Here is a 12,052-nt window from a genome sequence, read left to right as displayed (position 1 = left end):
AACACGGCATCGTCGTACTCGGTGGTCGCCCGCTCCGCTGTCGCCAGCCCGCCTCGCCTTCTCGTTTCTATCGCAAGAGTATACCCGCTGCGCTCGTTTCTGCCTTCGCGACGAACACGGGTTTCGAGCCCGTCACGGACCCTGACGACGGTCGAACCAGGGAGTGTGACGTGAACAGCCGCCGTCACGGAAGCCGGAACGTTGGCCCCTCGTCCGTATCCTGGACCTCGACGCCGATGGCCTCGAGTTCGTCGCGCAGTTCGTCGGCGCGCTCGTAGTTGCCCGCGTCTCGTTCCTGCTCGCGGATCTCGAGGACCAGGTCGACGACCTCGCCCGCGAGTTCGACGTTACCGCTCGCATCGGCGCCGCCGAAGGTCAACCCGAGCACGCCGCCGAGGTCCTCGAGGGTTTCGACGGCTCGATTCAGGCCCTGGTAGTCGTACGCCCCCGGTCCGCTCTCTCCGTCGACGCCCTCGAGATGTCGGTTCGCCGCGCTCGCGACCTCGAGCAGGGCCGACTGTGCCTCGCGGGTGTTGAAGTCGTCGTTCATCGCCTCGGTGAAGGCCTCCCGCGCAGCGGCCACAGACTCACGAAGTTCCTCGTCGGCGAATTTCGACTTTGCTATGGGGGAATCGAGCGCGTCGACGGCGGCGTCGTAGGCGCGCTCGAGGCGTTCCCAGCGCTCCTCGGCCTCCGCAATGGTCTCGTCGCTGTAGAGTTGCTGACTGTTGTACGCCCCCGCGGTGAGGAACGTTCGGAGGACGTTTGTCCCCCACTTCTCGACGGCTTCGTCGACGGTCACGAAGTTGCCCAGACTCGAGGACATCTTCGTCTCGCCCATCTGGAACAACTCACAGTGGAGCCAGTAGCGGGCGAACCGGTGGCCCGTCGCGGCCTCGCTCTGGGCGATCTCGTTCTCGTGGTGGGGAAAGACGAGGTCCCGGCCGCCGACGTGAATATCGAGAGTTTCTCCGAGGTGGGTCATGCTCATCGCCGAGCACTCGATGTGCCATCCAGGACGCCCCTCTCCCCACGGGGAGTCCCAGGTCTGGCCGGTCGGCGTCTCCTTCCAGGTCGCACCTTTGCTGTGTTCGTGGACGGCCGCCTCCGAGACTGGACCTGCCTTCCAGAGCGCGAAGTCGGCGGGGTGGCGCTTTTCGGCCTGTTCGTCGGGTTCGCCCTGGGCTTCGATCGACTCGATGTCCTGGTTCGAGAGTTCTCCGTACTCCTCGAACGTCGTCACGTCGAAGTAGACCGAGCCATTGGACTCGTAGGCGTAGTCCGACTCGACGAGCGTGTCCACGAGGTCGATGATTTCGGGGATGTGTTCCGAGACGCGGGGGTACACTTCTGCCCGCAGGAGGTTCAGCGAGCGCATGTCCTGGATCGTCCGCTGGACGTAGGTTGTGGCGACCTCGGCTTCGTCGTCTCCGAGGTCGTCCTGGCCGACGCGGGCGACGATTTTCTCGTTGACGTCGGTGAAGTTCTCGACGTGACGCACGCCGTAGCCGGTGTGTTCGAGCCAGCGGTGCATCACGTCGACGTGCACCCACGAGCGAGCGTGCCCGAGGTGGGGCGGGTCCGAAACCGTCAGGCCACAGTAGTAGAGGAGGACGTTGTTGGGATCCTGTGGCTCGAACGGCTCTTTTTCGCCCGTCAACGTATTCGTCACGTGCAGGGTCATTACTCGAGTGTCTTCGCGGGCAAACCTTAAAGCGTCGGATGGGGTGTCGACCGTCGACACGGGCCTACTCAATCATCCGGCCGCTTGCGTTCCACGCTCATCCCACCAAGTTGTTTTGGAAGAAGCGTTATCAACGGATTTCGAAACGTTGAGACAATGCCCGAGCCACTGCTGATTTTCGCGCTTCTGATCGCCGTCTTCGTTGGGTTCAACATCGGGGGCTCGACGACGGCGCCGGCGTTCGGACCCGCCGTCGGGGCGTCGCTCGTACCGAAAGTCGTCGCTGGGGGGTTGATGGCCGTCTTTTTCGGCCTCGGTGCGGCGACGATCGGTCGTCGCGTCGTCGACACGCTCGGGCAGCAGGTACTCCACGATTCGTCGCTCTTCACGCTCGAGTCGAGTATCGTCATCCTCGGCCTCATCGGCCTCGCGCTGTTCGCCGGCAATCGAACTGGTGTCCCCGCGTCGACCTCGATGACCACCGTCGGGGCAATCGCCGGCCTGGGCGTGGCCAGCGGCGAACTGCAGTGGGCAACGATGCGCGAGATCGTCTTCTGGTGGGTCGTCGCCCCGATTGCTGGGTTCGCTGTCTCGGTAGCCATCGGGTACTTCTCCTACCAGCGGATCGCCGACTGGATCTCGGAGTCGAGTTCGAACGAACCACTGTTCGCCCTGGACCAATCTGGAACGATTCCCTCGATAACCGTCACCTCGAGCCAGCGCGACGAATTACTGGCCGGGGGCGTAGTCGTCGCCGTTGGCTGTCTCATGGCGTTCAGTTCCGGCACCTCCAACATCGCGAACATCGTCGCGCCGCTGATCGGCGGTGGCGTACTCGACATGTCGGCCGGCATCGTTCTGGGATCGGCCGCCGTCGCCCTGGGTGCGCTGACGATCGCTCGACGAACCATCGAGACGCTGGGCAACGAGATCGTCGAACTCCCCCTCCCTGCCGCACTCGTTGCGTCGACGGTCAGTGGGGTTATCATCACTACACTCTCACTGCTGGGAATCCCCGCGAGTTTCGTGATCGTCGCGACGGTCTCCATCGCGGGACTCGGGTGGAGTCGGACACTCCGCAGCGACGACGGTTCCAACGGCAGAATACGCGCTCCCATCGGCGATGGCGGCCTCGACCCTGCTGAGGCCAGGGGAGCCATCGCGTCGAAGAACGACTCGTCCGAACCCGAACTCGAGTTCGACCCGTTCGAGAGCGCCCGCGTGCTCACGCTCCAGCACGTGATCCCGATCGTCTCGACCGTCGGTGCCTACGCCGTCTTCTCCGTCGCACCGGTGTACTGACGTGGGATTCGCCTCACTCGAGACCGACACGCTCCTCCTCACTCGAGTGCCGTCTCCAGGACGCCCTCGATTGCCCGAACGGCGTTCGCTCCGTCGAGTCGCTCGACCGCGACGACGAGCGTTTCGGGTTCGAACCCGGCGGCGACCACCTCGATGTCCGCGATGCTCAGCGCCGCGAGGGCCGTCGAAACCGCTCGCGCGTCCACCTCGCCCGTCGCGACGATTGCCGTGTACGCACTCGAGTCGCCCCCGGTGCCGAGGAGGGTCGAGCCGACCGCCAGGATGGCCTCGTCGGGGTCGTTGACTGGCCCGACGCCGCTTTGCATGCGAACGCGGACGGTCCGGTCGTCCGAATCGAGTGCCTCGAGTTCGTCGGCGTAGCGCCTGAGCGCCGTCGCGACCGCGTCGGCTTCGCCGTCCACCGCGAGGAAGCGGGCGGCGGCGGTGTAGTTGACCACGCCTGCACGGAGCGCGGTGTGGAGAAACGGATGGGCGTCGACTGCCCGTCGCGTGTCGGCTGCGAGTGACATGTTCGGCGGTGTGGAGGCGACCAGTATAAACGCGCCGGCCGACGGCGACGGCGGCAACGAGGACGGTGGCGAAGACGGCGGCTACGGAGGGGGTGGGTAGGACGGCGGCTACGGAGGGGGTGGGTAGGACGGCGGCTACGAAGATAGTCACAGAAATGGCAACAACGGCGACGGTGGCGGAGATGGCGGTAACGGAGACGGTGGCGGCTACAGTAACGGAGACGACGAGACCGGGGCGCTTTTGGGCACTTCGGACGATGAACCGGACATGGAACCCGAAGCCGTCGAATCTCTCATCGAATCCGAACTCGAGGACGCCGACGTGACCGTCGCCCGCGCCCGCGGCGACCACGACGACGATCACCTGGCGGCGACGGTCATCTCGCCGGCGTTCGAGGGCCTCCCACTCGTCCAGCAACACCAACGCGTTTACGACGCCCTCGAGGGACACATGACGACCGACATCCACGCCCTCGAATTATCGACGTACACTCCCGCGGAGTACGCCGAGCGCGTCGACGACTGAACGCTCGTCGGTGCCAACTCGACGACCGAACGCTCGACAACAGTGACTCGACGACCGAACGCTCGTCGGTGCCAACTCGACGACCGGACGCTCGACAACAGTGACTCGACGACCGAACGCTCGTCGGTGACAGCCCCGGCGACTGAACACTCTACGGCGGCGACTCGACAACCGAACGCGCCACCAATCCGCACGTTTATCCGACTCACCTGAGAGGATTCGGCTATGGAATCGTTGCATCCGCGCATTCGCCTGGTGTGGATCGCTCGGTGGGTGCTGCTGGCGGTCCTCCTCGGCGTCGCCGTCAGCGCCGTCGACCAGTGGCTGTTCTCGATACCGATCACCGTGACGGTCGCCGTCGTCGCACTCGCACTCGTTCTCGGCATCGTCTACGCGATCGTCCTCTACGGCCGCTGGCACTTCGACCTCCAGGACGACGCGCTCTACCTCGAGCGGGGCGTCGTGACGTTCGTCGAGACGGCCGTCCCGTTCGTTCGCGTCCAGCACGTCGACACGCAGTTCGGCCCCGTCGAACGGGCGCTGGGCCTCTCGAGCGTCGTCGTCTACACGGCCGGCTCGCGAAACGCCGACGTACGAGTCCCGGGACTCACCCCCGAACGCGCCCGCCGCCTCCAGGACACGCTCCGGGAACTGGCCGTCGAGAGCGAGGCCGACGACGGCGTATGACGGGCTCGAGTCGCCTCCACCCGTTGAGCGCGGTCACGACCACGGTCCGGTCGGCCGTCGTCGGATTCTCGATGCCGTTCTTCCTCGTGAGCGCGCTGAGTGCCGTCTTCGACGCCGTCTCCGTGTCCTGGACACTGTATCTCTCACCCGTCGGACTGCTCGTCGGCGCCGCGTACGGACTCGCGTACTACTACCGGTTCGGGTACGCGCTCACGGAGGATACGGTCGACGTCGCCTCCGGCGTCTTCTCCCGACGCGCTCGAGAGATTCCCTACCGGCGCATTCAGAACGTCGACGTTCGCCAGGGCGTGTTCCACCGCGTGGTGGGTCTCGCCGTCGTCTCGATCGAAACCGCCGGCGGCGGCGAGACGGAAGCGGCACTCGATTTCGTCGGCGAGGACGAAGCGAAGCGCGTGCAGCGCGAGATTCGGCGGCGAACCGCCAGACGAACCGGTGCGGCCGAGACCGCCACCAGTACGTCCGCTCCAGCGGCCAACTCCACGACCACACCGGACGAAACCGACCAGCACGAACGTGAGCACGAGAGCGAGCGGGAGCACCCCTCGAGCGGCCAGGCCCCGGCCCCCACGGGTTCGGACCTCGGGGCCTCGACCACGAGGACGGAAACAGAAACGGAGACGGAGGCGCCGTTCGAGGACGACCGACCGACGCTCCTCTTCGCACTCGACGCGCGGGAGTTGTTGCTCTACGCGTTTACGACGGTTCGCCCGGCAGCGGCCGCCGGCGTTCTCGCACTCGCGTTCTTCTTCACCAACCAGGTAGAGGCGCTGTTGCTCGCGACGGCCCAGCCGTTCGGCGGCCCGGCCTCGTTCACAGACGGGACGCCCTCGAGTTACCTGATTCTGGGGCTCGCCTCGGTAGTGAACGCCGTCGTCGTCACCTACGCCGTCAGCGTCGCCTACACCTTCGTCACCTACTACGACTTCCGGCTCGGACGCGCCGGCGACGACTTCGTCTACGAGCGCGGCCTGCTCCAGCGTTACAGCGGCTCCGTTCCGGCCGAGAAGGTCCAGTCCGTGACGATCACCGACAATCCGCTCCAGCGCGCCCTCGGCTACGCGGGCCTCTGGGTAGAAACCGCCGGCTACGGTCCGGACTCGAGCGGTGGGAGCACGTCCGCCGTCCCGCTGGCGAGGGCTGAGCGTGTCCAGACGTTCGCGGAGAACCTCACGGGCACCGAGCCCCCGCGATTCGAGTCGCCACCGGCAGTCGCCCGCCGGCGCTACCTCGTGCGCTACGCGCTCGTCGCGGCGGTTTTCGTCGTGCTCGCGTTCGGCGTCTCGAGCCTGACCGGATTTGGGACGGGGTACTGGTATCTCTCGGCGGCCATCTTCTTCGCGGTGCCCCCGGCGGCCCACCTCCGCTACGTCAACCTCGGGTACTCCGTCGGCGACGACCACCTCGTGATCCGTCGGGGCTTCTGGCGACGCCGGACCACCGTGATCCCCTACTACCGCATCCAGACCGTCTCGAACCGCCGGTCGATCTTCCAGCGTCGACTCGGACTGACCTCGGTCGTCGTCGACACGGCCAGCTCTCAGACGTTCGTCTGGAAGACGCCGACGATATACGACGTCGACCTCGGGGACGGCCGAACCGTCGCCTCGACGGGTCGGAAACGGTTGCAGACGGCCCTGCGCGAGCGTCGCGACGCGACGGACGAGGGGCCGCGGTTTTCGGTGGATTTTACCTGACGCCCGCGAACCGCTAGGGTATGGGAGACGAGTTTCGCACGGAGGAGGACAGTCTCGGCGAGATGCAGGTCCCGGCCGACGCCTACTGGGGCGCACAGACCCAGCGAGCGGTCGAGAACTTCCCCATCTCGGGGATCACGTTCGGCCGCCGGTTCGTTCGCGCCCTCGGCGTCGTCAAGAAGGCCGCGGCCCAGGCCAACCGCGACCTCGAGTTGATCGACGAGGACGTCGCCGACGCCATCGTCGAGGCGGCCGACGAGGTCATCGCGGGCGACCTCGACGACCAGTTCCCCGTCGACGTGTTCCAGACCGGTTCTGGCACCTCCTCGAACATGAACGCCAACGAGGTCATCGCCAACCGGGCCGCCGAGCTCATGGGTTCGGAAATCGGCGACCGCGTCGTCCACCCGAACGACCACGTCAACTTCGGCCAGTCAAGCAACGACGTGATCCCGACGGCGATGCACGTCGCCGCCCTCGAGGCCGTCGAGAAGGACGTCATCCCCGCGCTCGACACGCTTCGCCAGGCGCTCGAAGCGAAAGAAGAGGAGTTCGACGACGTCGTCAAGACCGGACGGACGCACCTCCAGGACGCCACGCCGGTCACCCTGGGCCAGGAGTTCGGCGGCTACCGAACGCAGGTCGCGAAGGGGCTCGCCCGCGTCGACAAGACTCGTGAGCACCTCGCAGAACTCGCCCTCGGTGGAACCGCAGTTGGGACGGGGCTGAACACCCACCCCGAGTTCCCCGGGCGCGCCGCCGAGTACATCACCAAAGAGACCGGCGTCCAGTTCCGCGAGGCCGACGACCACTTCGAAGCGCAGGCCGCCCACGACGCCATGTCGGAGGCCCACGGCGCACTTCGCGTCGTCGCAGGGTCGCTCAACAAAATCGCCAACGACCTGCGACTGCTCGCCTCGGGCCCGCGAAACGGCCTCGGTGAGATCGAACAGCCCGAGAATCAGCCCGGATCGTCGATCATGCCCGGCAAGATCAATCCCGTCGTCGCCGAGGCCGTGAATCAGGTCCACAAACAGGTCGTCGGCAACGACGCCGCCGTCGCTGCCGGCGCCGCCGAGGGCCAGATCGACCTCAACCTCTACAAGCCCGTCCTGGCGCACAACTTCCTCGAGTCGGCGGAACTCCTCTCGAACGCGAGCACGGTGTTCGCCGACCGTTTCGTCCGCAAGCTCGAGGCAAACCAGGAGTACTGCGAACGGCAGGTCGAGCAGTCGATGGCGCTGGCGACCTCGCTCAACGTCCACATCGGCTACGACAAGGCTAGCGAGGTCGCGAAGACGGCGCTCAAGGAGGACAAGACGGTTCGCGAGGTCGCCCTCGAGAAGGGATACCTCACGGAGGACGAGGCCGACGAGGTGCTCGACCCGCGGAAGATGACCGAGCGCGGCATCCTCGGCGACGAGTAACTGACGGGTTCTCGACACACTTCGAGTAGCGTTTTTCCACCGCGACCTATCCTCGTTTTCTCGGGTCGACCTGTAATCGAAACTGATTGATCCGCATCACGCTCACTGGATCGTGACGCTCATTTTTTCTCGAACCCGACGCCAAAATCGACCGAGAGTGGCCCAATCGGCGGTGAATACGGTGAAATAAACGAACCCACGTGATTTTTGGCCTGGGTTCACGTCACTCCTCGTATGCACACCTGTCGCAACTGCAACCAGTCGTTCCAGACGTCGCTCGCCCTCGAGATACACCGGGACTCGTGTGAGAAAGGACAACTGTACTGTCAGGTCTGTGGGGAGCGATTCCGGGAACGCGACGCGACTCGAGACGGCTGGCACTACGCGTGCCCGACGGAGGACTGTGATGGCGAGGGACTCCACGAGGACCTCTACGAAATCGACGCGATTCGGAAAGCGACTCACTGATCGACTGGATCGACTACTCCACTGACCTTCTGACTGGCTGCCCTTCTAATCGCTGCGGCCACAACTCTCAATTTCTGCCCGCTGTCAGACGCTTTATCGGGCTGTCCGTCGAATCCCGACCCGATGGAACGACTCGAGCCGAGGATTCGCTGGGTCTGGATCGTCGCCGCCGTCGTTCGAACCGTGATCCTGGGCACCGTCCTGGGGGGCCTCCTGGTGGCGTTACAGACTCGCGAGGTGCTGGCGATCGGCACGGATAGAATTCTCCTCGGAACCGTCGCGCTCGTCGTCCTCGTCTCTCTCGTCCGGACCGCCGTCGCCTGGCGCCGGTACGCCGTGTTCGGCTTCACGCTCCGCGACCAGTCGCTGTACATCGAGCGCGGCGTCTTTACCCGGATCAAGACCGTAGTCCCCTACGTCCGCGTCCAGCACGTCGACTCCAGGCGGTCGCCGCTCGAGCGAGCCCTCGGATTCGGGACGCTCGTGGTCTACACGGCAGGGTCCAGGAACGCCGACGTGGCGATTCCCGGCCTCACGCCCGACCGGGCCGAGGCGTTACAGGAACGGCTCCGCGAACTCACGATCGAAACCAACGGTGAAGACGCCGTATGAAGCGCCTCCATCCGTCGTCGGTGATCGTCCGCTCGCTCTCGCGGAGTCTCAACCTCGGCTTTCTCTTCTTCGTCGTCGGTCTCGTCTCGTCTCCAGGCGAGGCCGGGGCGAACCTCTTCGTCATCGGCGTGTTCGTCCTGGGCGGGATCCTCGTCGGCATCCTCTACGAACTCGCCTACTACGAGCGATTCCGGTACGCCGTCGCCGACGACACCTTCGACGTCGTCTCGGGGGTCGTCTCGCGACGCGACCGCGAGGTCCCACTCCACCGCGTTCAGAACGTCGACGTCCGCCAGACGGCGCTCCATCGCCTGTTCGGCATCGCGGCGGTCCACGTCGAGACGGCCGGCGGGAGCCAGACCGAGATCACGCTCCGGTACGTCGACGAGGCGGAGGCTCGAGCGCTCACCCGCCGTCTCCGAACGGGTGCCGGCGTCGGGGCGGAACCCGATGACGTCGACCGCGAAGGGCCGACGGCCGTCGACACGGACGCTGGCCGTGCGCCTCGAGAACCTGATGGGGTCGCGGGAGAACGACACCAGGACGCCGAACGGACCCTCTTTCGGATCAAGCCGAAGGAACTCGCCATCCTCAGCGTCTTCACGATCGATCCCGGCGCGAGCCTCCTCGGGGGGCTCATCCTCTCGTTCGCCAGCGGGTTCGACCCGACGACGCTCGTCCCCATCGACCTCCTGGAGAGCGACCTCCCAGGAACGGGAGTGGTGGCTATCCTCTGGGCGGGGTTCCTCTTTCTGCTCGCGGCCTGGATTCTGAGCGCGCTCCTCACGCTGACGCGGTACTACGGTTTCCGACTGACGCGAGTCGGCGACGAACTCTACTACGAACGGGGCCTCGTTCAGCGCTACAGCGGGACTATCCCGCTCGAGAAGGTCCAGACGCTCACGATCACCGAGTCCGTCCCCTACCGGTGGTTCGGCTACGCTTCGCTGGCGGTCGAGACCGCCGGCTACGGTCCCGAACAGTCTGATTCCCGCGGGACCGAATCGGCGATTCCGCTGGCTGAGGTCGGTCGCGTCGTCGCGCTCGCCAGGTCGATCGAGCCGTTCGAGGCGAGCGAGATGGGCGAGACGATCGGGGCGGCGGAGACGGCCGATTTTACGGGATCCGCCTTCGACGCCCCTGACGCCCCTGACACCCCTGACACCCCTGGCGCCCCTGGCGCCCCTGACGCCGTCGGCGCCGTTGACGCTCCCGCTGACGCAACAGACGCGCCCACCGACGATTCACACGACGTTGACTTCCCACCGCTCGAGCGACCGCCGCTCAGGGCCCGCGAACGCTACGCCGTCCGGTACATCGCCGTCATCACCGTGGTGCTCGCCGCCGGCTACGTCCTGGCCTCCCGAACCGAAATCGTGCGCGACTGGTACGCGTTCGCGCCGCTGCTCTTCCTCGTCCCACCCGCGGCCCACCTGAAGTGGCGCAATCGCGGCTACCGAGTGGGCGAGGCGTACTTTTACGCGCGAACCGGCTTCTGGCGACGGTCGACCAAGATCGTTCCCGCCTACCGGGTGCAGTCCGTGCTGAACGCACAGACGGTGTTCCAGCGCCGACGTCGCCTCGCGAGCGTGACGGCAGACACGGCCAGTTCGGCGACCCTTCTCGGACGGCCCGCGACGGCTCACGACATCGACGCCGAGCGGGCGTTCGAGGTCCAGTGGACGCTCGAGCAGCGGCTACAGGAACAACGACGAGTTCGGTCTGGCGAGGGCAGTGGATCGGCCAGCGACTGAGGCGAGGTGGACCTGAACAATTCCAGACCGCCGGATTCTCAGGTTACGGCATCGGGGTCGACCGCGTCGAGCGAATCCTCGTCGAACAACGTGTCCAGGACGTCCACGAAGGCCCAGACGTCGTGATAGCCCAGATACAGGGGTGCGGGACAGACCCGGACGACATTCGGCGGGCGAACGTCGACGACGTAGCCGCGTTCCCGGAGAACCGCGCCGAGCGCGTAGGCCTGGTCGTGCTCGAGAGCGACGTGGCCGCCGCGGCGGTCGGCATCGCGAGGAGTCCCGACGTCCACGCCGTACTCGCTCAGGCGCTCGTCGGTGAGTTCGACGAGGTACTCGGTGAGCGCGACCGACTTCCGTCTGATTGCTTCGAGTCCGGCCTCCTCCAGGACCGACAGCGCGCCGTCGAGCGGCGCGGCCGAAAAGATCGGAATCGTCCCGATCTGCCAGGCACCGGCCGAGCGGGCGGGCGTGTACTCGAGGTTCAGGTTGAACTGTGTCTCCTTCTCGTGACCCCACCAGCCAGCGAGTCCAGGACGCGTCCCAAAGTGGCGTTCATTGACGTAGAGGCCGGCGACAGCGCCGGGGCCGGCGTTGCAGTACTTGTAGTGACACCAGACGGCGAAGTCCGCGCCGATTCCTGAGAGGTCGTGGGCCATTGCGCCGATCGAGTGGGCGAGGTCGAATCCCGCGAACGCGTCGTGCTCGTGGGCGATCTCGGTGAGTGCCTCGAGGTCGAACAACTGGCCGCTCCGGTAGAGCACCGAGGGGAAGAACAGGATCGCCGTTTCGTCGTCGACGACCTCCCGGATCGCGTCTTCCTCGATGGTTCGGCCGTCCTCGCTCTCGACGCGAACGAGGTGCTCGTCGGGGTCCAGTCCGCGCGCTCGAAGCTGGGAGGTGATGGCGTAGTGGTCGGTCGGAAAGTCGAGTTCGTTGACCACGACGGTGTCGCCGTCGGCCGCCTTCAGGAAGGTCCCGATCAGCGTGTGGATGTTGACCGTCGTGGAGTTACCGATGACGACCTCGTCGGACTTCGCGCCGACCATCGGTGTCAGTCGGTCCCCGAGGCGCTCGCCGTACCAGAACCAGGGTGGGTCACCCTCGGTCCAGCCACGCACTCCGAGGGTGCGCCACTCCTCGACGACGTGCTCGAGGGCGGCGACGGCCTCGTCGCTCGCCGGACCGAGCGAGTTGCCGTCCAGGTAGCAGATGTCAGGTACGTCGAAACGGTCGCGAAAGCCCGCGAGCGGATCGCTCGCGTCGAGTTCGCGGGCCCTCGATTCGCTGGCGTCGAACTCCCCGTCGCTATCCGATCCGGCTCCGTCCTCGGGGTCGCTCATACAC

The 12,052-nt window shown here is 66.0% G+C and carries 11 protein-coding genes; 8 read left to right on the top strand and 3 right to left on the bottom strand.

Annotation, left to right across the window (positions count from 1 at the left end):
• Nucleotides 1–184: 184 nt before the first annotated feature.
• Entirely contained in the window at nucleotides 185–1,684 is a 1,500-nt protein-coding gene (gene cysS, locus NGM15_RS06330) for a cysteine--tRNA ligase (protein WP_253436742.1), read from the bottom strand.
• Between the two features lie 156 nt (nucleotides 1,685–1,840).
• Between cysS and NGM15_RS06325 the strand changes: the two genes are divergently transcribed.
• Nucleotides 1,841–2,986 carry an inorganic phosphate transporter gene (locus tag NGM15_RS06325; protein WP_253436740.1) on the top strand — a complete coding sequence of 382 codons (1,146 nt, stop codon included), beginning with the start codon at nucleotides 1,841–1,843 and terminating at the stop codon, nucleotides 2,984–2,986.
• Nucleotides 2,987–3,024: 38 nt separating this feature from the next.
• Here NGM15_RS06325 and NGM15_RS06320 read toward each other — a convergent pair whose 3' ends face one another.
• The gene (locus NGM15_RS06320) at nucleotides 3,025–3,516 is read right to left on the bottom strand and encodes a DUF7523 family protein (RefSeq protein WP_253436738.1); all 492 of its coding nucleotides are present in this window, start codon (nucleotides 3,514–3,516) and stop codon (nucleotides 3,025–3,027) included.
• A 268-nt stretch (nucleotides 3,517–3,784) separates the two neighbouring features.
• Here NGM15_RS06320 and NGM15_RS06315 point away from each other — a divergent pair, with 268 nt between their 5' ends.
• The 7 genes from NGM15_RS06315 (at nucleotide 3,785) to NGM15_RS06285 (ending at nucleotide 10,705) form a co-directional block, all read left to right on the top strand.
• Nucleotides 3,785–4,042, top strand: a complete 258-nt coding sequence (locus NGM15_RS06315) for a BolA family protein (protein WP_253436736.1) — start codon at nucleotides 3,785–3,787, stop codon at nucleotides 4,040–4,042.
• 225 nt (nucleotides 4,043–4,267) lie between these two features.
• A complete protein-coding gene (locus NGM15_RS06310) occupies nucleotides 4,268–4,729 on the top strand; it encodes a PH domain-containing protein (protein ID WP_253436734.1) in 462 nt (153 codons plus the stop codon).
• Complete coding sequence (locus NGM15_RS06305) at nucleotides 4,726–6,444, top strand: PH domain-containing protein (protein ID WP_253436732.1); 1,719 nt, start codon at nucleotides 4,726–4,728, stop codon at nucleotides 6,442–6,444. Before NGM15_RS06310 ends, NGM15_RS06305 begins: the two co-directional genes overlap by 4 nt.
• A 20-nt stretch (nucleotides 6,445–6,464) precedes the next feature.
• Nucleotides 6,465–7,871: a class II fumarate hydratase gene (locus tag NGM15_RS06300; RefSeq protein WP_253436731.1), complete on the top strand. Its 1,407-nt coding sequence runs from the start codon at nucleotides 6,465–6,467 to the stop codon at nucleotides 7,869–7,871.
• A 234-nt stretch (nucleotides 7,872–8,105) separates the two neighbouring features.
• Nucleotides 8,106–8,339 carry a transcriptional regulator gene (locus NGM15_RS06295; protein WP_253436729.1) on the top strand — a complete coding sequence of 78 codons (234 nt, stop codon included), beginning with the start codon at nucleotides 8,106–8,108 and terminating at the stop codon, nucleotides 8,337–8,339.
• 123 nt (nucleotides 8,340–8,462) lie between these two features.
• Complete coding sequence (locus NGM15_RS06290; protein WP_253436727.1) at nucleotides 8,463–8,951, top strand: PH domain-containing protein; 489 nt, start codon at nucleotides 8,463–8,465, stop codon at nucleotides 8,949–8,951.
• Complete coding sequence (locus NGM15_RS06285; protein WP_253436724.1) at nucleotides 8,948–10,705, top strand: PH domain-containing protein; 1,758 nt, start codon at nucleotides 8,948–8,950, stop codon at nucleotides 10,703–10,705. The genes NGM15_RS06290 and NGM15_RS06285 overlap by 4 nt, the downstream gene beginning before the upstream one ends.
• A 38-nt stretch (nucleotides 10,706–10,743) precedes the next feature.
• On the opposite strand, the gene kynU is transcribed toward NGM15_RS06285, so the two are convergent.
• Complete coding sequence (kynU, locus tag NGM15_RS06280) at nucleotides 10,744–12,048, bottom strand: kynureninase (protein WP_253436721.1); 1,305 nt, start codon at nucleotides 12,046–12,048, stop codon at nucleotides 10,744–10,746.
• Nucleotides 12,049–12,052 lie beyond the last annotated feature (4 nt).

The sequence above is a fragment of the Natronosalvus halobius genome, assembly GCF_024138145.1.
Lineage (GTDB): Archaea > Halobacteriota > Halobacteria > Halobacteriales > Natrialbaceae > Natronosalvus > Natronosalvus halobius.
Note: the sequence above shows the minus strand (reverse complement) of the source record. Positions and strands in the feature narration are given on the sequence as shown.